This window comes from Calothrix sp. PCC 7507, from assembly GCF_000316575.1.
Taxonomy (GTDB): domain Bacteria; phylum Cyanobacteriota; class Cyanobacteriia; order Cyanobacteriales; family Nostocaceae; genus Fortiea.
Genome location: NC_019682.1, coordinates 816,579 through 842,633, shown reverse-complemented (window position 1 = coordinate 842,633; position 26,055 = coordinate 816,579). Strand labels below are relative to the sequence as shown.

Here is a 26,055-nt window from a genome sequence, read left to right as displayed (position 1 = left end):
CGGAAAGACACTGAGAAAATATCAAAAAAATTTTTCTGCAGGGATTATTTTGTGTCATTTTATGCGTGATTATACAGACGATTTGTGTTATGTAAAATCGCTCCATCCTGTTGATCCAGGTGTGTATATTGTGGGAGCGGGCCCTGGAGATCCGGATTTATTAACGATTAAAGCACAGAAACTACTGGCTGTGGCAGATGTAATTTTATTTGCTGATTCTTTAGTACCTGAACAGATTATTGCTCTGTGCCGAAAAGATGCGGAATTAATTAGGACTGCAAATCAGACTTTAGAAGAGATTATGCCATTGATGATTGAACGGGTGCGATCGCATAAATCTGTGATTCGTCTCCATTCTGGTGATCCTAGTCTTTATAGCGCCGTCCATGAGCAAATGCACCTCCTAGCAGAGGCAAAAATTCCTTTTGAAGTCATACCTGGAATCAGTGCTTTTCAAGCCGCAGCAGCTAAACTCAAAGTAGAATTGACTGTGCCTGGTTTAGTCCAAACCATCATCTTGACGCGCATCAGCGGACGCACAGAAGTTCCAGTAACTGAAGAGTTAGCCACCCTCGCAGCGCATCAGGCTAGTCTCTGCTTATATTTGAGTGCGCGTCATGTCGAAGATGCTGAAGCTAAACTAAGAGAACACTACCCAGACGATACACCAGTGGCGATTTGCTTTCGCTTAGGGTGGCCGGATGAAAAAATTCGGGTTGTCCCTCTCAAGCAAATGGCAGACTGCACTCATCAAGAACAGCTTGTGCGTACCACACTTTACATTATCAGTCCAGCACTCTCGCCAACAACAGGGCGATCGCGTTTATATCATCCTGAACATAGTCATCTATTTCGCTCATCTCACAGTTAGGAAATAGGGAATAAACTGATACTTCGATTTCGCTCAGTACAAGTAACTGATTTACTTACTAAGTAAGTCGGCACAATAAAACCAAACTATAGGAAGAAAAGTAAACAAAGCTAAAACCCTATTTCCTCCTGTATTCGGGCTGGTTGTTGAGCGTAGCCGAAACACTGTCTCCTCCTTTATCCCAACAATAATTATTTACGCCCACCTACTTATGCCATTAATTAAAGTCCAAACTTCTGTAACTGCACCGGAAAAAGCTGAAATTGAGGTAATGCTTAAAAGCCTATCAGCTAAGTTAGCAAAACATACAGGAAAGCCAGAATCTTACGTTATGACTGCTTTTGAGCCAGGAATTCCTATGACATTTGCTGGGACTACAGATCCAGTCTGTTATATAGAAATTAAAAGCGTCGGCACAATGAATTCTAGTCAAACTGAGGCTATGAGTCAAGATTTTTGCCAGCAGAACCAGCACTTAGATATTCCTAAAAATCGCATTTACATAGAGTTTACTGATGCTAAGGGGTCAATGTGGGGTTGGAATGGCACAACTTTTGGTTAATTTATCTGCCCAATCTACTCATACAAGCAAAAGTATGAGTAATATACTTCCTTCTAAAACTATGAAAGTTTTCTGACTAGTATTCTCATTGGCTAGATATTTCGCTTACAACAGAAGTAAAGCGAAGCTAAGTTAAAATTTAGCTTCGCTAATTTTGGTTGTAATTGATTAGGCTAAAACATCCTTGATGAATCGAAATATCTCACCGCATCTACAGTTTAGTGTGGATGAACCGAACAACCTCAAGCCAAGAAGGCTAGAACGCACCTTAAGTGCTTTAGAAACTGGGGGCTTTAGTCTTAGTGGTTTGCTGTTGTGGTTGGGAACTGCTCCAGGTATACATCTAGCCCTTGGCCCCAAAGCTTTGCTTGTTTGGCTACCAGCAGCACTAATATCTATGTTGCTGAATTTGCAGGTACATCGCTTGGGAACACATTATCCAGATATAGCGGGAGGCACACCTAACTACACTACAAAATTACTGAAAAAATATCCATATCTAGCTACTTATGGGGCGATTGGCTACCTCATGGGCTGGGTATCTGTACCACCGATTAATGCTATTATCCTAACTGATTTACTCAAGACTCAGTTAGCACCTTTGCATATTGCTTGTCCAGAAACTTTATTGAAAGTTGTATTTACTGCCATTCCCTTTATTTTAGCTTTTAGCAATATTCACGCATCAAGTATTTTACACTTATTTTTTGTATTGCCAGCTATTGGCTTTTTAGTTGTCTTTTGCGTCCAAGGTTTGGGCTGGTTAGCATTATCTCCAAGTAGTCCTGGGTTTTTTCCATCAGTAGAAACTTGGCATTCAACATCGTGGAATTTTGTAGATTGGGCAAAGTGGTTTTTTATTGCTATTTATGGAGCTTACGCTGGTGAATCTGCTTCTTCATTTGTCTCCGAAAGCAAAAGTCCTGGAGAAACTTTGCGATTTCTCAAGTTTACCGCCGTCCTAATTCCTATTGTCTATTTGGGTGGTTCTTGGGTGTTGATGCGTCTAGATACAGGTGCAAAAATTGAGAGTGATACTTTCTCTAATCTACTAGCAGCCGCTTCACCATTTTGGGGTACAGCCGCTTCGGTTTTAGTGACTTTTCTCATTGTATGTGGGGTATTTCTCAGTTCAGCAACGGCAGTTTCTAATTCTCCTCGGATATTTTACCAACTGGCTGTTGATGGTTATTTGTCCCCTGTGTTTGCAGTGGTGTCTCGCCGTGGTGTACTTCAACCCAGTTTGATATTCACCTTGGTGCTGAGTCTCATCTGTTTGCTTTGGGGAGATGTCTCCCGTGTTGTGATGGTGACTGGCACTAGCTATGTGGTGGCGATGATGTGCATTCATCTGGGAATGTGGTTACGCCGTAAGCATCCAGAGGTGTTAGCACCCTGGTTGTCTTTGGGGATTTTTTTGATGGAGGCTGTTGTTTTGCTTGTGGGTGGCGGGGCTTGGGGTTGGCAAGATTGGACTGTGGGGGTACTATTGCCGATCGCTATTATGATGATCAACTTTATCATCCAACTGATTCCCTGGGGGCCATTTCGTCCGGATTGGTGGATCAAAAGTGAACGTACACAAACCTATAATCCCCAACAAGATTTTGTCGCCACTCAAGTAATAGTCCTGTTGTTATTAGTCTGTGGTACTACTACCATCACTTGGCTAGTAAAGGGAATTTTAAATAATAATCTTAATGATTCTAGTAAGAATATATTTGTAGTTTTGCTGATTGCGATCGCTTTTTTGAGTGTGGCGATCGCTTGCTGGACTAGCCTACCACAGGTTGCTGCTATTGATGAAGCCCGAAAACATGCTGAAAATCTGTTTATTACTGCTCTCGACACTGTCGTCGATACTATTTTAGTAGTAGATGAAAATGGGATAATTAATCAAGCAAATCCAGCCGCTGAGTTACTATTTGAAATCAATACATATAATTTATTAGGGTATAGTCTCAACAAATTTTTACCAGAATTATCAGAGAATCCTATTCACTGGCAAAATCGCAGTGAACACATATTAGAAACTGGTCAAAATTTACGCATTATTGAAGCCACAATTTCCCAACGTTCTCAACAACTGATCACACAATATATTGTGATCTTGCGGGATGTAACTGAGCGCAAACAGGCAGAAACTGAATTACAAACAGCTTTGCAAACCCAAGAAGAACTTGCTTGTAATGCTACTGCACAATCACAACAGTTAGAGATTGTTTTACACAACTTACAAAAAACCCAAGCGCAATTAATTCAAACTGAAAAAATGTCTTCCCTGGGTCAATTAGTCGCAGGTGTTGCCCATGAAATTAATAACCCAGTTAGTTTTATCTATGGCAACCTGATGTATGTAGATAATTACACTGAGGATTTACTAGCTTTAGTCAAACTTTATCAACAAAATTATCCCCAAACTAATAAGGAAATTCAAGCATGGATTCAAAAGATTGACTTGGAATTTCTGATCAATGATTTACCTAGAACTTTATCCTCAATGAAAATTGGCTCCGAACGTATCCGTGAAATTGTCCTGACTTTACGGAATTTCTCACGACTGGACGAAGCAGATATGAAACCTGTAAATATTCATGAGGGTATTGATAGTACACTATTGATTTTGCAGCATCGTCTTCAGGCAAAAAATAGTCATTCAGCAGTTGAGATTATCAAAGAATATGGCGCTCTGCCTGTAGTTAGATGCTATGCAGGACAGATGAATCAGGTATTTATGAATATCTTGAGTAATGCAATTGATGCTTTGCAGCAGTACGATCAAGAGCGCACTAGAGAAGAGATTAAAGAAAATATTAGTCGGATTATTATCCAGACTCAAGTAGAAAATACTAATCACGTCACCATCAGCATTAAAGATAATGGGCCAGGAATGACACAGGCAGTCAAGCAGAAATTATTTGACCCTTTCTTTACAACTAAACCCATAGGTAAAGGTACTGGTTTGGGATTATCTATTAGCTATCAAATCGTGGTGGAGAAACATGGCGGCACAATAGAATGTATCTCTGAACCAGGAGAAGGAACAGAATTTCGGATTGAAATTCCCATTTAGCAGAATGCTCCCGCGTGAAAAAGCAGGGAGAAACTTCATCTTCCTCTCTGCCCCTACCTCTGATCAAGCCCAATCTTGAGCAAGAAGCTATAGGATAGATATCTAGCATCAATTCATCATTACTTATGTCTGCTAATCCGCTTGTCTCTCAGGTTGACTCACCCAATCCAGAAAAATTAGAACTTGTTCCTCCCCTGCTAGGTGCGACTGTGGCGGAGTTAACCGCTTGGGTGCAGCAACAGGGACAACCCGCTTACAGAGGCAAGCAACTGCATGATTGGATATATAACAAGGGTGTGCGATCGCTCTGTGATATCTCTGTCTTCCCTAAAAATTGGCGTGCAGAATTAGCCCAAGTACCCATCGGGCGCTCTACTCTACACTACCGCTCAGTCGCACCCGATGGCACAGTTAAGTATCTCCTGCGACTTGCAGATGGGCAAATTATTGAAACTGTTGGTATCCCCAGCGCCAAACGGTTAACAGTTTGCGTCTCTAGTCAGGTGGGTTGTCCAATGGGTTGTGATTTCTGCGCCACGGGTAAAGGCGGCTACCAACGCAACCTTGATTGTCATGAAATTGTCGATCAAGTCTTGACTGTACAAGAAGATTTTCAACAACGAGTCAGCCATGTGGTCTTCATGGGTATGGGTGAACCGTTGTTAAATACTGATAATGTCTTAGCATCTCTGCGATCGCTAAATCAAGATGTCGGCATAGGAGCTAGATCGCTAACTGTCTCTACAGTAGGTATACGCTCGCGCATTCGTCAACTCGCTGAACACCATTTACAAATTACCCTCGCCGTCAGTCTCCACGCTTCTAATCAAGCACTACGAGAAAGACTCATCCCCAGCGCTCGCCCTTATCCTCTAGAAAATTTACTCGCGGAATGTCGGGAATATGTACAAATGACGGGGCGGCGTGTCAGTTTTGAATACGTTCTCCTCGCTGGCGTTAACGATTTGCCAAAACATGCATTGGAATTGGCGCAGCATCTGCGGGGCTTCCAAAATCACGTCAATCTGATTCCCTACAACCCCATCAAAGAGGTAGATTATAAACGCCCCAGTAGCGATCGCATTCAAGCTTTTGTCAATGTCCTCAAGCAACAACAAATTGCTGTTAGCGTCCGCTATTCTCGTGGTTTAGAAGCAGATGCTGCTTGTGGACAACTCAGAGCAAATGAAAGGCAATAGGGAAAAACAAGTCACCCACCTTTGCACAGAAAGTTTGATGATTCAAACCACAGATAAATTAGTGTTTGTCTGTGGTTTATAGCTTTTCACAATTGCATGACATACAAATTATTCTTGTAAAGGCGGGAAAACCCCGCCCTTTGTCTATTTCATTCCCGCGCCAAATTACCTTTTAGCAAAAATCCCTGGAGCGTAAGCTTCAATGACTTTACCAGTGCGAGTGCAAGTAATCATTAAATAGTCGCAAGTGGAGCATTGTGTCCGAGTTATTTGACTATCAGAAATATAATAACGTTCTCCTTCACTGCCACAGTTCGGACAGCAAATTTTTTGTACTATCTGCATTTTATAATCCCTGGATGTAATGATTTTTTATGAGAAAAACTGAAACCCAATTAGCCAATATTTTAATTTAGCAAAGCTTCATCAAAAGCCATCTTATTGACTAATTACTTTAAACAAAAACTAAGTTTGAAAAAATCGATATGCTATACCTATAATTCATTATCTTATACATTTATACTCAATGGCTATCCTACTTTAGATATATAAAATATTTTTTAATATATCTGTTACTTAGGGATTTACTGATCCCCATAAGTAATACCTTGAGATAACCCTAGTTATAGCTATTTTTAGGAAAAGTCTATATTGATATTAAAAAAATAAAATCCACAAAATACTGTATATTTGGCAACAAAATATTCATCTTAAGATTTACTTAATTTTTATATGCAACAATATCCCCGATTTCTTTAAGAAGTCGGGGATCTCAAGTATCCTTCGTGTCAGACTTTAAGCAGGATGAAAATAATCGTAAATCTCTTGAGCCAAACGCGGGCCAATTCCCGGGACTTCAGATATTTGTGTTGGCGTTGCTTGCCGAATGTAATCAACAGAGCGAAAATGTCCTAACAACTGCTTTTGTCGATGATGTCCCAACCCAGGAATTTCATCTAAACGCGATCGCTTTAATTTATCACTGCGTTGCTGTCGATGGAAATTCACAGCAAATCGGTGTGCTTCATCCCGCAATCGTCGCAACAACTGTACCCCCGGTTGTTCAGACTCAGTTTTTAAAGGTTGGGATTCTCCCGGTAAAAAAATCTCTTCTCGCTGCTTGGCTAAACTAATGACACGCAAGTCTGCTAATAAATTCATTTCTTGCAAGACAGCCACAACAGATGATAACTGACCTTTACCGCCATCAATCATGATTAAATCAGGCCAATCAGGATTCCCCGCTCGTGACAATTGCGGATCTTCAATATACTTGCGAAAACGCCGCCCAATCACTTCCGCAAGACTCGCGAAATCATCTGAGTGTCCGATGGTGACTGTGGGATTTTTAATTTTGTAGTGGCGATAGTGCTGTTTAGCGGGTAAACCGTCGATAAACACAACTTGAGAAGCTACAGCGTTTGAGCCTTGGATGTGGGAGATATCATAACCTTCGATGCGGTGGACTATTAAATCTGGTAGATCAAGAATTGTGGCTAAATCTTGCATTGCTTGTGAATTGCGATCGCCCAATTTTTGCATTCTTTGCAATTCATACTGAGCATTTCGCTCTACCATCTCAATTAATTCTGCCTTAGTTTGGCGCTGGGGAGCCAAAATCGTCACTTTTCTCCCTTTCCGCGCACTTAAAACATCAGCCAATATTTCCCCATCTGGTAACTCATGCTGCACCAAAATTTCTGCGGGAATTTCCACGGCGTCGGCAGTTTGATAATGTTCTTCTAAAACTCGTTGTAAAATAGCTCCAGGCTCGGCGTGAGCATCCGCCACGAATGCCAAGCGTCCCACCAATTGACCAGCGCGAATCTGGAACAATTGAATAAAGGCATGTTGATCATCAGCAGCCAGAGCAATTGCATCCCGTGAAACCGTATCATCTGGTAAGGAAACTTTTTGATCTGCTGTCAGCGACTTTAAGCCGACAATTTGATCGCGAATCCGTGCTGCTGACTCAAAATTGAGTTCCTCAGCAGCTGTTTGCATTTGTTGAGTCAAAATCTCAATCAGTTCGTGGGTTCGTCCTTGAAAAACCATCGCTACTTTTTGTACAGTTTTGCGGTATTCTTCTGGTGAAATCAGCTGTTGACACACACCCGGACAGCGTCCCATGTCATAATTCAAGCAAGGACGATCTTTGAATAGTGGTTGAGGTCGTTGTCGGAGTGTAAAAATCCGCTTGCAAATTCGTAATATTTCGCGTAGTAGACCAGAATCCGTATAAGGGCCGTAAAATTTATCCTTTTCTTTGCCTAATTGGCGTTTGCGGGTGATAAAAATGCGTGGATACTTTTCTGACCAAGTAATGCAAACATAGGGATATTTCTTATCATCCTTGAGTAGCACGTTGAAGTATGGCTGATGCTGCTTAATCAAGTTGGCTTCTAACGCCAAGGCTTCCGCTTCAGTATCGGTGACGATGAATTCAATTTCAGCCACCTGTTTCACCATTGTGGCTATCCGTTCCGTCTTGTTATATCCATCCCGGAAATAGGAACGCACACGCGATCGCAACTTTCGCGACTTACCTATATAGATAATGCGATCGCTCACATCCCTCATGAAATAAACCCCTGGTTCCGGCGGAATTTCAGCTAAACGGGTTTCCAATCGTTCTAGGTTTTTAACGAGCGTTAGCGTGGGAGCAGATTTTGTCACATCTAAAGTTAGGTAATTTTACAAATCCACCTATCCCTATTTTAAAGAAAATAAGTTTTCTGTGTTGATCAGCTCGGTCATTATTAAGTGAATATCAAGTCGATCCCCGTGAGAGATGTTGTCTCTACATTAGCCCCTTGTTAATCGAGGAGCATCATGCATTATTTATGTTATTACAGATTTTATATAGTTTTTTGTTTAAAGCAGTCCTCATATTGTGGCTACTTATCGGAGTAAAACTCTATCAAAACTAAGCTTTTGCATATTTTAAACAGCTGTATAATTAGGACACAATACCTGATAAACTCTTGGTAGTAGGTTAGTTGCAACAGATTTCATTTACTTCCAGACTTATTAAATAACTGTTTTTCTAGATATAAAGTTGTCATAGTCTGAATTCTTGATCAGCGCAATCTTCCGGATTTTCCACTCAACAGCAAAGATTAAGCGAATCAACGGATTTATTAAGTTCAAGCTATTGAATATGATTGAAACCGTAAAGCCAGAAATCGATAAAATGACAACTATATGAATATAAATGAATTTGAATCACAATACCGTGCAGCTATGGATGAAACACTAAACGAATTACAAACGGCGGTTTTATTATTAGTACAAGTACAACGCAAAATTTCCGAAGTTGGTAGCTATGTACACAACCTCAGTGAAAGTGTGGAAGAGTTTATTAGTAACCAAAAAGTTGAAAAGTTCGATGAAAATTAGAAACCTTTATCACTGATAGGAGGCTAATTCTTCTTCAATTGTTAATATTAAATCGTTGAGATTAACAGGTTTAACAAAGTAGCGGCAAGCCCCCAGACTTATAGCTCTTTCTTGATCTGCCTTAAAAGCAAAAGCTGAAACTACAATAACAGGTATCCTAGTAAAGTCTGGTTTTTGTTGGATCTGTTCTAGCAATAAATAACCATCAATGTCTGGCAATTTTAAGTCCAATAATATCAAATCGGGCTGAAATTTTTCTATAGTCAAGAACAAAGTAGAGCCGTTTGATAAACTTTGAACATTGTATCCGCAGTAACTAAGATAATCACTCAATAACATCCTATTGACATCATTATCTTCAATTAGCAAAATTCGTCTAATTTGCTGCGACTGTAATTGCTGATTTAGAGAGAGTAATCGTACTGTCATTTTTACCTATCATCTGATGTCAAAATTCAAAAACTCTATCAAACTTTCAAACTATTATTATAGGAACTTTTAAATGAATATAAAATCCGTTCATGCATTAGAGGAAAAACATTAATAGATTAAATTAAATTGTTTTCCTCTGATTAATAATATTATCTTAAAATATAAAATTATTTAAAAATTAATATTTTCTTTAGCTTATTTTTGTTGTATTTATGGTAATGAATAGTTGGCTTATTCTTAGAATTCGCCAACCACAGAATCAAATACAGTGGATTTCAAGTAGCTGAGTATACAACCCAAGTCTTCGAGCCAGCTTGTTTTAGTTTTTGGTATCTGACTATACAAGTCAAGTCTACAAAATTGGCAGGCTAGATTAGGTAAAGTGTTTGTATATTCTCAATAAAAAAATCATGAATTTTCTGATTGTCTTCTATGTATAAATACTTGAAATACTCAATTTATATCGTAGCTTAAGTTACAAAAAAGCATTTACAGGCACAAAGTCAATATTGTGCCAACAAGAAAAGGACTTAAGTAAAAATACACGCTGTCGGGGCAAACGATTGTCATTAGTGTCAAATTGAGCTGCAACGCTTACCCGACATACGTTTTACACCACTTTGCTCAAGTCGGGAAACCCGTTAATATCCCACTTTGAAAAAAGAGTGCGACAGATAGGTATTAGGGCGAACAACCGTACTTCTGACGAAGAAGCAAGCTACGCCCCTACAAAGCCTTGTATGTGTATCAAGATTTTGCTGAATTTATCCCTAGAGGAATTCAGCAATTCTCTCAACAGCGGTTTCTAACACCGATGGCTCATGCACCAAGGCAAAACGCACATATCCCTCTCCAAATTTACCAAAGCCAGCACCAGGAGAAGCTGCGACACCAGTTTGCTTGACTAGCTGGGTGCAAAATTCCATAGAATTCTGACTCCACGATGAGGGCAATTTGGCCCAAATATACATCGTGGCATTGGGAGTAGGAACGTGCCAGCCTATGCGGTGTAAAGCGGTAATGAAGGTATCACGACGTTGACGGAAGGTATTAACGGCACTTGTGACGCTTGCTTGGGGTCCAGTCAAGGCAGCGATCGCCCCATTCAAAATCCCGCGATACTGATTAAAATCAACAGCTGCTTTTACTTGACGTAGGGCATGAATTAACTCGGCGTTACCGATAGCGTAGCCAATGCGGAAGCCGCCCATATTATAGGACTTGGAAAGGGTGAAGAATTCAATTGAGACGCTTTTATCTGGGTCAGCTTGCAGAATTGAGGGGACAAGGGAAGAGGAAAGGGGGCAGGGAGTAGGGGGCAGGGGGATGGAGGAAGACTCTTTCCCATTCTCTGTAAATACCAAATCTACGTAGGGGAAATCGTGAACCAGAACGATATTGTGTTCTTGACAAAAGGCGACAGCCTCTTGGAAGAAAGATAAAGGAGCGATCGCCGCAGTGGGATTGTGGGGGTAGCTTAACACCATCATTCGCGACTGGGCTAAGACTGGGGTGGGAATATCAGCAAATACTGGTAAAAAGCCATTTTCTGCCAGCAGCGGCATCGGGTAGATTTGACCACTGGCTAGGTGGACTCCTCCAGCATGGGAGGGGTAGCCCGGATCGAGTAATAGGGCAAAATCCCCTGGATTGAGCAATGCTAGGGGTAAATGGGCAGTACCCTCTTGGGAACCAATGAGGGGCAGTACTTCCGTTTCTGGGTTGACTCTGATGCCAAATTTTTGTTCATACCAGTGGGCTACAGCTTGGCGAAATGCTCGCGTGCCGTTAAACAGTAAGTAGCCGTGGGTACTCGGATCATGAAGAGAGTGGGCGATCGCCTCAATAACGTGCGCCTCGGCTGGCAAATCAGAAGATCCCAGCGACAGATCGATTAAATGCCGACCATTTGCCAAAGCCACTGCTTTGGCTCTGTCCATGTCGGCGAATACATTAGATTGCAGGGGTTGTAAACGCTGTGCAAATTGCATGTTTGTCAAAAGTCAAGAGTCAATGGTCAAGAGTCAATGGTCAAGAGTCATTACTTTTGACTTTTGACTTTTGACTAATTACTAGTTAAATGCGTATCTAAGAGTTGGAGCAATTTTTCTTTGCCAATAACCCCTTCTATAGATTCCAACAATTCTTTCCCTTTAATGAGCCTGAGAGCGGGGACACCTTCTACGCTGTACTGCTTCACAGTCTTGGGGTTGGGGTCAATTTCGATTTTAACGACTTTTAGGCGATCGCTGTATTGAGTAGCAGCAGAGTTAATCAGTGGCGCCATCAATTGACAAGGGCCACACCAGGAAGCCCAAAAGTAAACTAACACTGGTCGATCGGATGTCAAAACTTCAGTTTCAAACTCAGCATCAGTTATGGTGATTACACCCTTACTCATTACAGTCTCCATGAGGTGGCAGCGATTAAAGTTGGCACACAGAATACTCTATCCTAAAGTGAGAGTCATGGGGAATAGGGAATGGGGACTGGGGATTGGGGATTGGGGATTGGGGATTGGGGATTGGGGATTGGGGATTGGGAGCAGGGGATTGGGAGCAGGGGAGGATGAGGGAGAAATAACCAATACCCAATGACGAATGACAAATGCCCAATGACCAATGACCAATGACCAATGCCCAATGACCAATGCCCAATGACAAATGACAAATCCCACAACCAGAGGATGTGGGACTAGTTCAAATAATTTGTTTAAAATTTTACATTTGATCCAATTGTTTGCGGAGTGATTCCAACTCAGAATCAAGCGGTTCACTAGATTTGGGAGGGGTAGCTTGTTGTTGTGGTGGCAGTTGGGGTTGATTTGCGGGAGTGGCAGGTGGTAGCATTTGAGCTTTTAAAGCTGCCAATTCATCATCAACATCACTACCAGATTCTAACTGTGCAAACTGGCTTTCTAAATCAGCACTGGCTAGTTCTCCCATTGATTGGGCGCGGGCTTCTTGTATTAAGACTTTTTCTTCCATGCGCTCAAAGGCTGCCATAGCACTGCTGGTATTCATCCCGCTGACCATGCCTTGGAGTTGCTCTTGAGCCTTGGCAGTAGTAATCCGGGCTTTGAGCATTTCTTTCTTGGTTTTGGCTTCCGAAATTTTGCTTTCTAGCTGGATTAAGTTGCGCTTGAGAGTTTCTACCTGACCACTTTGCTGATCTAGGCTGGCCTTGAGGGCACCGCCTGTTTCTGTATAAGTTTTTTTACGTTCTAGGGCTTGGCGTGCTAGGTTTTCATCACCTTTTTGCAGTGCCAGTTGGGCGTTACGTTGCCACTTGTTGATTTCGTTTTGGGCATCGTTATACTGTTTCTCAGTCCGTTTTTGGGCAGCAATAGCCTGAGCAACTCCCTGACGCAGCTGTACCAAGTCTTCCTGCATTTCCAGGATGGCTTGTTCCAGCATTTTTTCGGGGTCTTCAGCTTTATTTACCAGGTCGTTGAGATTAGCACTGACCACTCGCTTAATGCGATCGAATAATCCCATAACTTTGTTTTTCCTTTTGTCGTTGATACGCTTTGCTGGACAGTTAGCTTTTTTACTGTTTAATAGCTACCTATTTCAATGTAATCTTTCCGGTTAGGAACTTTACCTCTCAACACCCTTTAATTGTTAAGATATACTCCCGCCTCGGTAATTGCCCAATTTTTAAGGTTCTTGACTTTTGGGTGACTGTTGTGGCGATTGTGTGTTATCTGCTGCATTTAAAACCTGTGCTTTCATCGCTGCGAGTTCCGCATCAACGCTAGTGGCAGATTCTAGAGAAGCAAATTGTTTTTGCAGTTCGTCGCCACCGAGTTGAGCTATGGCTTCTGATTTAGCTTCTATTTGCAAAACTTTATCTTCCATGCGCTCAAAGGCATTTAAGCTGCTGGTGGTAGAAACTCCGTTCAGCATTTCTTGGAGTCGGAAAGATGCCTCAGCCGAACGAGCGCGGGCAATATACATATCTTTTTTGGTTTTGGCTTCGGCAATTTTTAACTCTAGCGATCGCATATCCTTTTTTAGTTTAGCCACCAAATTGTTTTGTTCTGATATCTGATGAGAGAGGGCTTCTGTAGTCTGTTGGTAAGCTTGACGTTTGGTGAGAGCCTCCCGTGCTAGAGGTTCGTTGCCTTGTTGCAGTGCTAATTGAGCGCGGCGATACCATTCTTCTGCCGTAGACTTGGCACTTGTTGCCTGACGTTCGGTGCGTTTTTGGATGGCGATCGCTTGTGCTACCCCCTGTCGCAATTGCACTAAATTTCCCTGCATCTCCAAAACGGTGTTTTCCAGAATTTTTTCTGGATCTTCCGCATTGCCGAGCAAACTATTGAGGTTAGCGCGAATAACCCTGAGGATACGCTTCATCACTTCCATGTCGGCTCTCCATCCACTTTTTGCCAGTTACTAGGCAGCAACTCTTAATCGATGTTTTACCTATTATCGCCTAGATTTTTGCCACTTAAGGTTGCTTAATCCTAGCTCTAATTCCCTTGGACTGTAGTTGTTGCAGCTGTTGTTGGGCTTGTTGTTTAGTCTTAACTGTAGCCAAATAAATTAATTTGTTGTCGAGTGATAAATAAGCATCAGGGATTACCCGTCTTGCTGTAGGGAGAGAGCGATCGCTTTGATTATCTGTCACGACATGATAAAACCCATCTGCTGACGGTTTGATTTCTGCATTTAACTGGGGTTGATCTGCGGCTGGTAACTTTTGTCCGGTTTTAGTTGTGGGATCTAAGGTTGAATCTATCGGCGGCTGAGGTAGTACCCTTGGTGCGGGTAATGCAACTGTAGGATTTATAGGTTTCGGCAGTGTAACCGAGTTGGGCAATGTTGTAGGGGTTGGCTGGACTTTAGGTTGTAAGCCGACGATATCATTTGGGTCTCTCACCTCTGGAAACTCTTTGGCAGCTAAATTAGGATACTTGGGTATGGGTGTGAGTGGTGGCTTAGGCTGAGGTAAAGAACTACTCTGTCCTTCCTCAGACTGATTTACTGGTGGAGACGATTTGCTATTCAAAGATTTGCCGAGATTTAGCTGCGACAGCATTTTGGGATTAAACACTATGTAGCCCAGAGTTAGACTTGCCACTAACAGCAGCAGCATGGAGCCGATACCCAAGGGTGAGAGCAGACTATCACTAGAATTCGTAGACTTTTTGGTTTGCGGTTGTTCATCTGTTAAACTCCGCAGCAGTGCTTCACTAGATTCTAAGTAATCATCTGGTTGGGTGGGTTTATCACTGGGCTGTAATAGATTTTCACTCTTCTGAGTCTGGGCTACAGTAGTTACTATGCTGCTAGCAGAGTTGGATAAAATCCGTGAATTTTGGGTTTTGGTGGACTCGGAAGTCAGAGGTAAACTCAGATCATCCACTTCATTAGTTTTAACTGTGGCGCTTCCTGGTTCGTCCTCAAGGTTATCAGTTAAAGAACTCAGCGACGTGTTAGTTTTAACTGCCGCTACAGATGACTCGATATTTTCTAATGTCGTAGTCATGGCGATCAACTGCTGGGGAAGATTACCAATGTAATTTCCTGTATTGGTTTGGTTCAGTGTCCTGGTGCTAGAACGTGTACGTCGATATCTAGCTAACTCTTGATCTAGCTGCACTTCTAAACTCGCTAGTGTTGCTGCTAGCGCTGGCTTCAAACCAGGTACTTTAGACGATTGAGTGCCGGAATAATTTGTTAGGGGGTTTTGACTCATTGCCTCTCTGCCTCAAACCTAGGCGAATGGATTAATTTTTGGATACATTTGTGCCAATACTAGCGAAAATTGTCTAGATAGATAGAGACGAGTGGGGATTGGGAATTGGGGACTGGGTACTTGTTAAGGGTTAAGCCTCAAGAGTCAAACTTGAAGTTTTGAGTTCCAAGCTAAAACAATCACTATCTTTCATTTACTTCCCCAGTACCCAATTCCCATTGTTGTCAAATTGAGCTACAACGCTTACCCGACAAACGTTTTACCCCCTCAATCCCCTCTGATAGGTGTAGGTTTTTTACGTGGGTATGAGTATTCACTGCTGAAAGCGAGAGAATGAAACTAGGCACTAGTAGTCTGTCAGGGTTGAAATGAGGGACTGTAGTGTGAGCGTCTCGCTCACGCGGGCTTTTCGGCCCGCACTACCAAAAACCCCTCAAAACAAAATTGACAAACCACTAGGTAAATGTTACCCAAAATGCTTTTCAAACATCCTCTCGACTGGCACGTCACTGAGACGCGATAAATCGCCGTCTCTACAGAGAATTCATCGACACACTAATACTTTCGACCTGTGTGTACACCGTAGCAGCTTTGCTACAGAAAATCTGTTGATATACCATACCCGATAAAAATAGTCGGGTATGTTTGACGGGTGTTTTTACTCGTGTTAGTATTCATCCACAGTTGACAGCTAAACAGGGAAAGCTAGTTTATGACTCAGGCAGCAATCAAAGACACCTTAGTAAGTAACGCCACATTGAAAGCCTTGAAGTGTAAAGAGTGTGGTGCAGAATATGAGCTTAAAGCCACCCATGTTTGTGAGTTATGCTTTGGGCCTTTAGAAGTCAAATACGACTACAATGCTTTACGTTTAACTGTCACCCGTGAAACAATCCAAGCTGGCCCTAACTCAATTTGGCGCTACCGTCCCTTTTTACCTGTTTTAACTGACAATGTTATAGATGTGGGAACGGGTATGACTCCCCTGGTTCGTTCCCACCGCCTTGCACGTCGCCTGGGTTTAAATAAACTTTTTATTAAAAATGATGCTGTGAATATGCCCACCCTTAGCTTTAAGGATCGGGTGGTGTCAGTGGCGCTGTCACGAGCTAGGGAATTGGGTTTCACAACTGTTTCCTGCGCTAGCACTGGTAACTTGGCAAATTCCACTGCTGCGATCGCCGCCCACGCTGGTTTAGACTGTTGTGTATTCATCCCTGCAGATTTAGAAGCTGGCAAAGTCATGGGTAGCCTCATCTATAGCCCAACTTTGATGGCTGTAAAAGGCAATTACGATCAAGTAAATCGTCTCTGTTGTGAAGTCGCAAACACACAAGGCTGGGGATTTGTCAATATCAACCTCCGTCCTTACTATTCTGAAGGTTCTAAGACACTAGGCTTTGAAGTGGCGGAACAACTGGGTTGGGAACTACCAGACCATATTGTTGCACCTCTAGCTTCTGGTTCATTATTCACAAAAATTTATAAAGGCTTCAACGAATTTGTCGAAGTCGGCTTAGTGGAAGGTAAGAATGTTCGTTTTAGTGGCGCGCAGGCTGAAGGATGTTCCCCCATTGCTCAAGCCTTCAAAGAAGACCGCGACTTTATTAAACCAGTAAAACCCAATACGATCGCCAAATCAATAGCCATTGGCAATCCAGCAGACGGTATTTATGCTGTAGAGATAGCCAAGAAAACTGGCGGTAATATTGAATCAGTCAACGATGCAGAAATTATTGAAGGCATCAAACTACTAGCAGAAACCGAAGGTATCTTCACAGAAACAGCAGGTGGTACAACCGTTGCTGTGCTGAAAAAATTGGTAGAAGCTGGCAAAATAGATCCAGACGAGACTACCGTGGTTTACATCACTGGCAACGGTTTGAAAACCCAAGAGGCACTACAAGGCTACGTTGGCGAACCTTTGACGATTGAGGCTAAACTCGACAGTTTTGAACGGGCGCTAGAAAGATCCCGGACACTTGACCGTCTAGAATGGCAACAAGTCCTTGTCTAAAATCTCAAGCATCAAGGCTGAAATAACTTAGTCTCGACACTCCACACTTCATACTTCAAATATGTCTGTAAAAGTTTTAGTTCCCACCGCTCTGCAAAATTTCACTAATAATGAAGCTACTCTAGAATCCAGTGGTAGCAACATCTCAGAGCTTTTAGACTCCTTGGAAAAAAGCTTCCCAGGTATCAAGTCGCGCCTGTGCGATGAACAAGGAAAGCCACGGCGCTTTTTGAATTTGTACGTCAATAGCGAAGATATCCGCTTCTTGGAAGGGACAGAGACAGTTCTCAAAGATGGCGATGAAGTCAGCATTGTCCCCGCTGTTGCAGGTGGTTGATAAATCGCACTCTAATTTTAAGAAGTCAAAAGTTAAAAGAAAGGTCAATTCCATCTTTTAACTTTTAACTTTTTAGGTAAGACTTTGTCGCCAAGCTTCGCTGTTGTCAACAGTCAAAATAATTCTCTTATAGGATTCATCTTGCAATTCGATTGTTAAATAATCTGTCTCGCGATTCACATACCAAAACTCTTTACCCCGGTTTGTGTAATAAGTTCCAGCTTTTACCACTCCAGGAATAAAGCTACCAGGCGCACGTAATTCTTTCCAGCTACTTTGTGGTTCGGTTGTGGTTACTTGTGTGATATTGGTTAAGGGAATTTGCCAAATTTTATGCCAGCGTACAGCTAGCAGTTGCTCTTTTAATGTGAATTCTATTTGTAATTTTTCGTCAACTATACTTAGATTCATAATTAACCTCGTCGTAAATCGGGATTTGCTGAGTGGAATTATGAATTTATCTCAGCCTCTGAACGCAGAGAATAAGAGTTGAGAATATCTCTGCTACTAAACAAGCACTAAGTGGCTTTTAATAAAAAGTCTATTATACAAATTATTAATAACAAATGAAAGCAGAGATTATACGTAGTCACTCAGAACAGTTTGCTAGTGATAATTCTTCGGGAATTTGTCCTGAAGCATGGGAATATATGTTGAGAGCAAATCAAGGTAGCGCTCCAGCTTATGGAAATGATGAATGGACTCAAAAAGCTGCAGATTATTTTCGAGAGCTTTTTGAAATTGATTGCGAAGTATTTTTTGCCTTTAACGGCACTGCTGCAAATTCTTTGTCTTTAGCTGCGCTTTGTCAGTCATATCATAGCGTTATTTGTCATGAGACATCGCACATAGAAACAGATGAATGTGGCGCTCCGGAATTTGCTTCTAATGGCTCTAAACTTCTTCTGGCAAAAGGAGAAAACGGTAAATTAACACCACAAAGTATAGAAGCAATTGTCACGAGACGCGCTGATATTCATTATCCGAAACCTAAAGTTATTAGTATTACTCAAGCAACCGAATTAGGAACTTTATATACTCCTGAAGAACTCTGGGAAATTAAAGCAGTTGCTCAAAAATATAACTTAAAGATTCACATGGATGGCGCTCGTTTTGCTAATGCAGTTGCAGCTTTAAATAAAAGTCCTGCAGAAATTAGCTGGAAGAGTGGTGTAGATGTTTTATGTTTTTGTGGCACAAAAAATGGTATGGCTTTAGGTGAAGCTATTTTGTTCTTTAACAGAGCTTTAGCAGAAGATTTTGATTATCGATGTAAGCAAGCAGGTCAATTAGCATCAAAAATGCGCTTTATCTCTGCTCCTTGGTTGGGTTTATTAGAAACTGGTGCGTGGTTAAAAAATGCCCGACATGCAAATCAATGTGCGGAATATTTAGAAAATAAATTATTAAATATAACAGGCGTGGAAATGATGTTTCCCAGAGAAGCCAATGCTGTTTTTGCTAAACTACCTGAACACGTTATTCACAGCTTAAAAGCTAAGAACTGGCAGTTTTATACTTTTATTGGTGTTGGCGGAGTGCGTTTTATGTGTTCTTGGAATACAACTCAATCCAGAATAGACGAATTAATCGGCGATATTCAAGCAGCGATCGCTTAACTTTCAAGAATATAACTACTTCAACAAAAATTCTTTGACAAACATCACTGTCGCATAAAATTGATAGTCAACATTTTTCTTTTTACTAAATCCGTGTCCTTCATCTTTCGCCATCAAATACCAAACTGGTACTTGATTCTTTTTCACCGTTGCGACAATCTGTTCTGCTTCATTGACAGGAACGCGGGGATCATTCTGTCCGTGAATCACAAATAGCGGTTTCTTGATACTAGTGGCATTATTTAAGGGTGAAATCTTCAGCAAAAATTCTCGCATTTTAGGGTCACGTTCGTCTCCGTATTCCACTCTTCGCAAATCTCGCCGATAACTTTCGGTTTTTTCGAGAAAGGTAACGAAGTTAGAAATGCCCACAATATCAATGGAAGCACGGATTTTGTCGCTATATTTAGTTGCTACAGCTAGGGACATATAGCCGCCATAGCTACCCCCTGTAACTAAAATTCGGTCTTTATCTAAGTCTGGTTGAGTAGCAATCCAATCTAGGAGTGTGCCTATATCCTTAACTGAATCTTCCCGGAGATAGCCATTATCCAACGTCAAGAAGGTTTTGCCGTAACCAGTCGAACCTCTGACGTTGGGAAACAGTATAGCAATCCCCAATTCATTCAGGTAGTAGTTAATTCGACCTAAGAAACTAGGACGAAACTGACCTTCAGGACCACCGTGGATATCAATGATTACTGGACGCTTACCTGTGAATTTAGCTGGAGGAAGGTACAGGAAGCCGGAAATAGTTTTCTTGTCAAAACTTTGCCAACGTACTGGTTTCGCTTCGGTAAAATTCCCTGTATTTAAACCGCCTGTTTCGCTTTCTGTCCAGCGATCAATTTTGTTGTTGGTAATATTTAAGGAGTAAACGTCAGCAGTCGTTTTCGCTGAAACTAAGGTAAAACCCAAGTCTTGGTTATTCCGATGCCAATTAATGCTGAATATTTGTCCTACAGGTAACTTTGGTAAAGTTTTTTCCTTTCCTGTGGCGGTTTCTAACAAATGCAGGACACTTGCCCCGTCTTCATTCGTGACAAAGGCGATATATTTACCATCATGGGAGAGGTCGAAGTCTTCAACATCCCAAGGTATGTTGGTGGTGAGGTATTTATATTGTGATGTTGCTAGATCAATATATGCCAACCGCAAAAACTCGAAGTCTCGGTCAGTAATTACATACAGACCTTTACCATCTTTACTAAATACGCCCCCATCATAGGCGACTTTTTCTTTGTCTTTCTTGGGTGTGAGGAGTTGCTTCTCCCCCAACTGAGTATCCATCAGCCAGAGATAGCTTTCATTTGCAGAGATGTATTGCTGTATCAATAGTTGGCGGTCATCTTGTGACCAATCTAAACCACCCCAACCGCCGCCTTCAACTTTTGCTAATAGGCGATCGCTTTGAGGATTTTTCGGGTCGATAATGTAAAAATCATTATCTTTGCCTGTACGCCTGGTGGAGGTGTAAATCATTCTATCTCCCCGTTGCGACCACACACCCCGACTGTTTTTCGACTTACCATCAGTCAGTAATGTGATATCTCCCGTCGCCAAATCATAACGGTAATTCTGGTTAAATTCATTACCGCCAATATCCTTACTGAAAACAAAATACTCGCCTTGCGTCGGTTGAAAACTGCCTCCCCCAACCCGTTCTGGGAAGAACGTTAACTGTTTACGACTCCCCAAGGGAAACTTCACCAAGTGTACTTGAGGTGTATCCGCAAAGCGCGTTGAAATCAGCATTTCGCGGCGGATAGGATGCCAACTAGCAAGACCAGCCGATCGAAATTGGGTATATCGTTCTACCGTTTCTGTCAGCGATGAGGAAATCTGTGGAATCTCTTCAATTACGAGATTTTCTCCTGGGTTGACCGTAGGGCTTTGGGCAGTGACCATGAGAGTCGGCAGCAGAATTACTGCAATTAGGATGGCAAAGAACTTTGATAAAAACCGCATTGCCTGATTATAAAGGTTTGTGGTCGAGTGGAGTAGTCAGAATTCAGCAGGGGGAATTCAGGAGTCAGAATTCAGCAGGGGAAATTTATGATCCCGGAGAAATCTATATTCTGTCTCCCGACTCCCGACTCCCACCTCCTAATTGGGGAACTCGTGACGAATGCATGACATCTAGTATTCAGTGCTACTATTAACCTGGCTACGGTTCTGTGCTAAACCAAACAGTGACAGCATTTTGTCTGCATTGAGCAAAAGTATAAAAAATCCTCCACCATTTCCGCCGTGTGAACTAAATCAGCAATAAAAATTCAAGCTTGGCAATCATTCCCATGAACGTTTTACTTTTATATCCGCGCTTTCCTAAAAGTTTTTGGTCGTTTGAAAAAACTCTAGCTTTGTTAGACCGTAAGGCAATGCTACCACCCTTGGGTTTAGTGACAGTAGCGGCGATTTTGCCCCAAGAGTGGAATTTCAAATTAGTAGATCGAAATGTGCGTCAAGTCACGGAAGCAGAATGGGCTTGGGCCGATTTGGTGATTCTATCGGCGATGATTGTGCAAAAAGAGGATTTGCTCTCTCAAATTAGTGAAGCCAAGCGTCGGGGTAAGCGTGTCGCCGTGGGTGGCCCTTATCCTACAGCCTTACCAAACGAAGTGACGGACGTTGGTACAGATTACTTAATTTTAGATGAAGGGGAAGTCACCTTACCATTATTTGTAGAAGCGATCGCCCGCGGCGAATCTACAGGTATCTTTCGTTCTGGTGGTGAAAAACCGGATGTCAGCCACACACCCATTCCCCGCTTTGACCTGCTAGAATTTGATGCCTATGCAGAGATGTCGGTGCAATTTTCCCGTGGTTGTCCCTTCCAGTGCGAGTTTTGTGACATTATTGTCCTCTACGGACGCAAACCCCGCACTAAAACCCCAGCGCAACTGTTAGCAGAACTCGATTATCTTTATGAATTGGGTTGGCGGCGCAGCATTTTTATGGTAGACGACAACTTCATCGGCAATAAGCGCAACGTCAAATTGTTTTTGAAGGAACTACAGCCTTGGATGGTGTCCCATCAATATCCCTTTTCCTTCGCTACAGAGGCTTCTGTTGATTTAGCCCAAGATCAAGAACTGATGGATTTGATGGTGGCGTGTAACTTTGGGGCTGTTTTTCTGGGAATTGAAACCCCCGACGAAGCCAGCCTCACCTTGACTCAGAAATTCCAGAATACTAGAGATTCCCTCAGTGAGGCGGTGCTGACAATTACGCGCTCAGGGTTGCGAGTCATGGCAGGCTTTATTATTGGTTTTGATGGCGAAAAGCCAGGGGCTGGCGCTAGAATTGTCAAGTTTGTTGAGCAAACTGCTATTCCTACAGCTTTATTTAGTATGCTGCAAGCGCTACCTGATACAGCTCTTTGGCATCGCTTGATTAAGGAAGGAAGACTGCGGGGTAAATCTGCCAACATCAACCAAACTACGTTGATGAACTTTGTTCCTACTCGGCCATTGGAAGATATCGCCCGTGAATATGTAGAGGCTTTCTGGGAACTATACGAACCTTCCCGGTTTTTGGATCGTGCCTACCGTCACTACCGGATTTTAGGCGAAGCAACTTACCCCAAAAAAGGCAAAGGTGCGAAGAAACCCTTAAATTGGAAAGTAATCCGGGCGTTGTTAACTATCTGCTGGCGCCAGGGTGTGCTACGTCAGACACGTTGGCAATTCTGGCGCAACCTGTGGAATATGTATCGGTATAATCCCGGTGGAGTAAGTAGCTATTTAGCTGTTTGTGCCCAAATTGAGCATTTTGTGGAGTATCGCCAAATTGTGCGGGATGAAATTGAAGCTCAAGTCGCTGAATATCTTGCTGCAGAAGCTAAGGTAAAATCTGAGGCGATGCCTACGGCGGGCTGCGCCAACGCTGCATAGTTCATTTGTCATTGTTATGAATTAGACGATAGCGCTAGCTTTCTACAGAAAGCCAGCGCTATAAAGTAAAGGAAGCAAGCCCTAAAGTTTTCACAAATAAATAGCATCATTTACTTCCCAACATCAACAAAAGTGAGCTTGAGTGAAGTTCGACACCCTGTCTTTTGACATAGAGAATCGCAAGGTGTAAGCGCACGGCAGCGCCCATTGGTGTCAACTTAAGCGAAATCGGCGGTTAGAAACCGCGTCTACACAAACAAAACCCACACTTCGACAAGCTCAGTGACCGCCTCCGTAGGTTAAAAAACCCTAATTTTTTGTTAGTCCGCCTCCGCGGACTACCCTTCTCCTGACGGAGACGCTGCGCGAACGGGAACGCCCGCCGTAGGGATGCCCGAAGGGCTGTAGGGCGAACGCCTGTGTAGCCAAGCCACGTGCTAACAGCGGGTTCCCCGACTTGTAGCAAGTGGCGCGCGAATTCTATTCGCCAGGTCTTAAGTTGACACGTATGGGCACGGCAGTACCCTTACGGGTGTACGTCACGCTTGTCGGGAAAAGCTATACACATCAGCTTTTTCTTAGATGGAGGAATAGAGAGCAAGAGAAATTCCCCAGATCTTTAAATATTGCCATACAGTCACTACCTTGGGTTGAGGTTTAGTGAATAAATCAGATCAGTTATCTCCCGCGCTCTAACTCTTCAATCACTTTTTGCAAATACCACTCTTCTAGCATCCCCGGGTAATAATCCTTTTTCTGCTGAATCAGTCGTTGGGCTATTTCCCACTGTCCCCCAACTAGGCGTAATAGTTTCTGACGTAACAAGTTATACTTCTGATTTCTCGACTCTGGGATAGATTTCTGGATTTTTTCCAGGCTATTTAAGACTTGTTGGTAATTCTCCCAGTCTTCTTGCTCACAAAAAATACTCCCAGCCCGTTGATAATCTTCCACAGCCTGTTGCATTTCTTCTAACAGAGTATAGGTAATGCCTCGATTGTAGTAAGCTTGGGCATCATGGGCGTTAATTTGTAGAGCTTTGGTGTAATCTTGAATTGCACTGAGATAATTACCGCCTGCACGGTGAGCATTACCCCTAGCAACATAGACTAAGGCATCCTGGGGTTGAATTTGCAGTGCTTGATTAAAATCGGCGATCGCTCCTTGATGATCTCCCAAAAAAGAACGGGCTTTTCCCCGGTTGCGGTAAACGATCGCATCTTGAAAATTCAGATGTAGTGCTTGATTAAAATCGGCGATCGCTTCTCGATAACTCCCCATTTTGCACCGCACCACCCCCCGACAGCAATAAGCTTGAGCATCTTTAGGATCAGCTTGCAATACCCAGTTTAAATCGGCGATCGCCTCTTGCGTATCTCCCTTTTCTGCCTTATCTAATAGTTGGGTGAAATATTCGTTTGTGGATCTGATAGTTACACTTGGGGAACTAGCTTGTTGAACAGCGGGCTTTTCTGGGGGTTGTAGCTCCTTGATACTTTCCAGACAAAGGCGACAATTTTCTTTATCCTTTTGCACCAAGTATAATTCTGCAGCTTTTTTAAAGTTAGCGATCGCATCGTGAATATGCCCTTGTTTGCGTCGCACTATCCCCCGCAGATTATAGGCTGCAGCATAATTGGGATTCAGACGAATCGTGCGATCGACATCCTCCAGCGCCCCCGGTAGATTTTTCAATGCTACCCTAGCCAAAGCGCGAGAATAATAGGCTTCTACAAACTCAGGATTTAACCTCAGAACTTCAGTATAATCTGAAACAGCTTGGTGAATTGCGCCCGAATCATAATATGCCAAACCCCTTTGCAAGTAAGCTTCAGGAAAATAAGGTGTCAGCTGCAAAGCCTGGCTAAATTCCTCAATAGCTCCAGCGTAGTCTTTTTGTTTAGCTTTTTCTAATCCCCGATTGTAGAATTCTTCACTCATAGCATTTATTTAATTGATTCAGCTAATTAATATCTATATAAGTATTCACCCTGGCAGTGACATCCTCCAGATGATACCCCCAAGTAACTAATTTCCGTTTATTCAGAATCTTTTTGTGACTGCTTCAAAGCCTCTTCCATAAGTAGGGTAATTTGAGCCGACACAGAGCGCCGCTGTAAATCGCAATACCGTTTAAACTCTGCCAACAGTTGCTCTGGAACAGTGATCGAAGTTCGAGCTAACTTTTCTTTGTCTGGTGTCATGAACAATTACCGAACAACACATTAAGTATTACTCGATCAATACCATTGTAGCTTAAGTATTATTGAATATGTAAAAACATGACTCAGTATTACTAAAATAAACACTAGAGAGGCGGTAACGCCCGGAAAACGAACCGTCTCTCTGCCCAAAATTTGGCAACTACATTATGACGAAAATCAAGGTTGCTTTTCAACGATCTGAAGAATTAGGCGTTTCAATCCCTAATAGGGATTTAAGTTAATTGTGACTTCGGGGCGACTAACAACAGTTTTATTTGCTTCACTGTTTCAATCCCTAATAGGGATTTAAGTTAATTGTGACCCTGCTCTACTTCCTCATAGTGGTCGCCGTAAATCTCGGTGTTTCAATCCCTAATAGGGATTTAAGTTAATTGTGACTTTAGCGAGCAAGAAATACTTGAGCTTTCCAACATCGTTTCAATCCCTAATAGGGATTTAAGTTAATTGTGACAGCGACAAGCTAGGGCACAAGGCTATGTGGTGATTGTTTCAATCCCTAATAGGGATTTAAGTTAATTGTGACTAGCGCCACATCTCCCCCAACTCCCGCAGCTGCTGCCAAGTTTCAATCCCTAATAGGGATTTAAGTTAATTGTGACGTTGAGCGATCGCTTTGATTCGCGGCGGTTCGCTAGTTTCAATCCCTAATAGGGATTTAAGTTAATTGTGACTCTGCTGTGGCAGTGCTGGCTGCCACAAATGTAGTTTCAATCCCTAAT

General features: G+C 42.4%; 21 protein-coding genes and 1 CRISPR repeat array (1 of these 22 cut by a window edge). Of the genes, 9 read left to right on the top strand and 12 right to left on the bottom strand.

The window, feature by feature from the left end; translation table 11 throughout:
* Positions 1-61 precede the first annotated feature (61 nt).
* The 4 genes from cobM to rlmN all read left to right on the top strand — a co-directional run bounded on the left by cobM (position 62) and on the right by rlmN (position 5,705).
* Positions 62-871, top strand: coding sequence for a precorrin-4 C(11)-methyltransferase (cobM, locus tag CAL7507_RS03780; RefSeq protein ID WP_015127099.1), 810 nt, complete (start codon positions 62-64; stop codon positions 869-871).
* 211 nt (positions 872-1,082) lie between these two features.
* Positions 1,083-1,433, top strand: coding sequence for a phenylpyruvate tautomerase MIF-related protein (locus CAL7507_RS03775; RefSeq protein ID WP_015127098.1), 351 nt, complete (start codon positions 1,083-1,085; stop codon positions 1,431-1,433).
* Positions 1,434-1,620: 187 nt separating this feature from the next.
* Entirely contained in the window at positions 1,621-4,506 is a 2,886-nt protein-coding gene (locus tag CAL7507_RS03770) for an ATP-binding protein (RefSeq protein WP_015127097.1), read from the top strand.
* 125 nt (positions 4,507-4,631) lie between these two features.
* Positions 4,632-5,705, top strand: coding sequence for a 23S rRNA (adenine(2503)-C(2))-methyltransferase RlmN (gene rlmN / locus CAL7507_RS03765; protein ID WP_015127096.1), 1,074 nt, complete (start codon positions 4,632-4,634; stop codon positions 5,703-5,705).
* A 165-nt stretch (positions 5,706-5,870) separates the two neighbouring features.
* Here the strand turns inward: rlmN and CAL7507_RS32925 are convergent, their stop codons facing one another.
* Together CAL7507_RS32925 and uvrC are read right to left on the bottom strand one after the other, a co-directional pair.
* A complete protein-coding gene (locus CAL7507_RS32925; RefSeq protein WP_015127095.1) occupies positions 5,871-6,050 on the bottom strand; it encodes a hypothetical protein in 180 nt (59 codons plus the stop codon).
* Positions 6,051-6,500: 450 nt separating this feature from the next.
* Entirely contained in the window at positions 6,501-8,381 is a 1,881-nt protein-coding gene (gene uvrC / locus CAL7507_RS03760) for an excinuclease ABC subunit UvrC (RefSeq protein WP_015127094.1), read from the bottom strand.
* 528 nt (positions 8,382-8,909) lie between these two features.
* On the opposite strand from uvrC, the gene CAL7507_RS03755 reads away from it, so the two are divergent.
* Positions 8,910-9,104, top strand: a complete 195-nt coding sequence (locus CAL7507_RS03755) for a hypothetical protein (RefSeq protein WP_015127093.1) — start codon at positions 8,910-8,912, stop codon at positions 9,102-9,104.
* 9 nt (positions 9,105-9,113) lie between these two features.
* On the opposite strand, the gene CAL7507_RS03750 is transcribed toward CAL7507_RS03755, so the two are convergent.
* The 6 genes from CAL7507_RS03750 to CAL7507_RS03725 form a co-directional block, all read right to left on the bottom strand.
* A complete protein-coding gene (locus CAL7507_RS03750; protein WP_015127092.1) occupies positions 9,114-9,533 on the bottom strand; it encodes a response regulator in 420 nt (139 codons plus the stop codon).
* 773 nt (positions 9,534-10,306) lie between these two features.
* Complete coding sequence (locus tag CAL7507_RS03745; RefSeq protein WP_015127091.1) at positions 10,307-11,527, bottom strand: LL-diaminopimelate aminotransferase; 1,221 nt, start codon at positions 11,525-11,527, stop codon at positions 10,307-10,309.
* Positions 11,528-11,601: 74 nt separating this feature from the next.
* Complete coding sequence (locus tag CAL7507_RS03740; RefSeq protein ID WP_015127090.1) at positions 11,602-11,937, bottom strand: co-chaperone YbbN; 336 nt, start codon at positions 11,935-11,937, stop codon at positions 11,602-11,604.
* Between the two features lie 319 nt (positions 11,938-12,256).
* Positions 12,257-13,033, bottom strand: coding sequence for a PspA/IM30 family protein (locus CAL7507_RS03735; protein WP_015127089.1), 777 nt, complete (start codon positions 13,031-13,033; stop codon positions 12,257-12,259).
* 162 nt (positions 13,034-13,195) lie between these two features.
* Entirely contained in the window at positions 13,196-13,906 is a 711-nt protein-coding gene (locus CAL7507_RS03730; RefSeq protein ID WP_015127088.1) for a PspA/IM30 family protein, read from the bottom strand.
* An 85-nt stretch (positions 13,907-13,991) separates the two neighbouring features.
* On the bottom strand, positions 13,992-15,242 hold the full coding sequence (locus CAL7507_RS03725; protein ID WP_015127087.1) for a hypothetical protein: 1,251 nt from the start codon (positions 15,240-15,242) through the stop codon (positions 13,992-13,994).
* 712 nt (positions 15,243-15,954) lie between these two features.
* Between CAL7507_RS03725 and thrC the strand changes: the two genes are divergently transcribed.
* Positions 15,955-17,259 carry a threonine synthase gene (thrC, locus tag CAL7507_RS03720; protein ID WP_015127086.1) on the top strand — a complete coding sequence of 435 codons (1,305 nt, stop codon included), beginning with the start codon at positions 15,955-15,957 and terminating at the stop codon, positions 17,257-17,259.
* Between the two features lie 61 nt (positions 17,260-17,320).
* Positions 17,321-17,596 carry a MoaD/ThiS family protein gene (locus CAL7507_RS03715; RefSeq protein WP_015127085.1) on the top strand — a complete coding sequence of 92 codons (276 nt, stop codon included), beginning with the start codon at positions 17,321-17,323 and terminating at the stop codon, positions 17,594-17,596.
* Between the two features lie 72 nt (positions 17,597-17,668).
* Here the strand turns inward: CAL7507_RS03715 and CAL7507_RS03710 are convergent, their stop codons facing one another.
* Positions 17,669-18,007, bottom strand: a complete 339-nt coding sequence (locus CAL7507_RS03710; protein WP_015127084.1) for a hypothetical protein — start codon at positions 18,005-18,007, stop codon at positions 17,669-17,671.
* Positions 18,008-18,162: 155 nt separating this feature from the next.
* On the opposite strand from CAL7507_RS03710, the gene CAL7507_RS03705 reads away from it, so the two are divergent.
* The gene (locus tag CAL7507_RS03705) at positions 18,163-19,215 is read left to right on the top strand and encodes a low specificity L-threonine aldolase (protein ID WP_015127083.1); all 1,053 of its coding nucleotides are present in this window, start codon (positions 18,163-18,165) and stop codon (positions 19,213-19,215) included.
* A gap of 15 nt (positions 19,216-19,230) precedes the next feature.
* On the opposite strand, the gene CAL7507_RS03700 is transcribed toward CAL7507_RS03705, so the two are convergent.
* On the bottom strand, positions 19,231-21,123 hold the full coding sequence (locus CAL7507_RS03700) for a prolyl oligopeptidase family serine peptidase (protein WP_042341779.1): 1,893 nt from the start codon (positions 21,121-21,123) through the stop codon (positions 19,231-19,233).
* 389 nt (positions 21,124-21,512) lie between these two features.
* Between CAL7507_RS03700 and CAL7507_RS03695 the strand changes: the two genes are divergently transcribed.
* The gene (locus tag CAL7507_RS03695; RefSeq protein WP_015127081.1) at positions 21,513-23,111 is read left to right on the top strand and encodes a B12-binding domain-containing radical SAM protein; all 1,599 of its coding nucleotides are present in this window, start codon (positions 21,513-21,515) and stop codon (positions 23,109-23,111) included.
* Positions 23,112-23,789: 678 nt separating this feature from the next.
* Here CAL7507_RS03695 and CAL7507_RS03690 read toward each other — a convergent pair.
* Positions 23,790-25,052 (bottom strand): tetratricopeptide repeat protein, encoded by a 1,263-nt coding sequence (locus tag CAL7507_RS03690; protein WP_015127080.1) that lies wholly within the window; start codon positions 25,050-25,052, stop codon positions 23,790-23,792.
* 98 nt (positions 25,053-25,150) lie between these two features.
* Positions 25,151-25,315 (bottom strand): hypothetical protein, encoded by a 165-nt coding sequence (locus tag CAL7507_RS03685; protein WP_015127079.1) that lies wholly within the window; start codon positions 25,313-25,315, stop codon positions 25,151-25,153.
* Positions 25,316-25,527: 212 nt separating this feature from the next.
* Positions 25,528-26,055: direct repeats of the CRISPR family, unit length 37 nt; unit sequence GTTTCAATCCCTAATAGGGATTTAAGTTAATTGTGAC (it continues 909 nt past the right edge of the window).

What these genes read in the sequence shown, in the direction of transcription:
- cobM (WP_015127099.1), top strand. Translation starts at nt 62, where the DNA reads ATGCGTGATTATACAGACGATTTGTGTTATGTAAAATCGCTCCATCCT.
- CAL7507_RS03775 (WP_015127098.1), top strand. Translation starts at nt 1,083, where the DNA reads ATGCCATTAATTAAAGTCCAAACTTCTGTAACTGCACCGGAAAAAGCT.
- CAL7507_RS03770 (WP_015127097.1), top strand. Translation starts at nt 1,621, where the DNA reads ATGAATCGAAATATCTCACCGCATCTACAGTTTAGTGTGGATGAACCG.
- rlmN (WP_015127096.1), top strand. Translation starts at nt 4,632, where the DNA reads ATGTCTGCTAATCCGCTTGTCTCTCAGGTTGACTCACCCAATCCAGAA.
- CAL7507_RS32925 (WP_015127095.1), bottom strand. Translation starts at nt 6,050, where the DNA reads ATGCAGATAGTACAAAAAATTTGCTGTCCGAACTGTGGCAGTGAAGGA.
- CAL7507_RS03755 (WP_015127093.1), top strand. Translation starts at nt 8,910, where the DNA reads ATGAATATAAATGAATTTGAATCACAATACCGTGCAGCTATGGATGAA.
- CAL7507_RS03750 (WP_015127092.1), bottom strand. Translation starts at nt 9,533, where the DNA reads ATGACAGTACGATTACTCTCTCTAAATCAGCAATTACAGTCGCAGCAA.
- CAL7507_RS03745 (WP_015127091.1), bottom strand. Translation starts at nt 11,527, where the DNA reads ATGCAATTTGCACAGCGTTTACAACCCCTGCAATCTAATGTATTCGCC.
- CAL7507_RS03740 (WP_015127090.1), bottom strand. Translation starts at nt 11,937, where the DNA reads ATGAGTAAGGGTGTAATCACCATAACTGATGCTGAGTTTGAAACTGAA.
- CAL7507_RS03735 (WP_015127089.1), bottom strand. Translation starts at nt 13,033, where the DNA reads ATGGGATTATTCGATCGCATTAAGCGAGTGGTCAGTGCTAATCTCAAC.
- CAL7507_RS03730 (WP_015127088.1), bottom strand. Translation starts at nt 13,906, where the DNA reads ATGGAAGTGATGAAGCGTATCCTCAGGGTTATTCGCGCTAACCTCAAT.
- CAL7507_RS03725 (WP_015127087.1), bottom strand. Translation starts at nt 15,242, where the DNA reads ATGAGTCAAAACCCCCTAACAAATTATTCCGGCACTCAATCGTCTAAA.
- thrC (WP_015127086.1), top strand. Translation starts at nt 15,955, where the DNA reads ATGACTCAGGCAGCAATCAAAGACACCTTAGTAAGTAACGCCACATTG.
- CAL7507_RS03715 (WP_015127085.1), top strand. Translation starts at nt 17,321, where the DNA reads ATGTCTGTAAAAGTTTTAGTTCCCACCGCTCTGCAAAATTTCACTAAT.
- CAL7507_RS03710 (WP_015127084.1), bottom strand. Translation starts at nt 18,007, where the DNA reads ATGAATCTAAGTATAGTTGACGAAAAATTACAAATAGAATTCACATTA.
- CAL7507_RS03705 (WP_015127083.1), top strand. Translation starts at nt 18,163, where the DNA reads ATGAAAGCAGAGATTATACGTAGTCACTCAGAACAGTTTGCTAGTGAT.
- CAL7507_RS03700 (WP_042341779.1), bottom strand. Translation starts at nt 21,123, where the DNA reads ATGGTCACTGCCCAAAGCCCTACGGTCAACCCAGGAGAAAATCTCGTA.
- CAL7507_RS03695 (WP_015127081.1), top strand. Translation starts at nt 21,513, where the DNA reads ATGAACGTTTTACTTTTATATCCGCGCTTTCCTAAAAGTTTTTGGTCG.
- CAL7507_RS03690 (WP_015127080.1), bottom strand. Translation starts at nt 25,052, where the DNA reads ATGAGTGAAGAATTCTACAATCGGGGATTAGAAAAAGCTAAACAAAAA.
- CAL7507_RS03685 (WP_015127079.1), bottom strand. Translation starts at nt 25,315, where the DNA reads ATGACACCAGACAAAGAAAAGTTAGCTCGAACTTCGATCACTGTTCCA.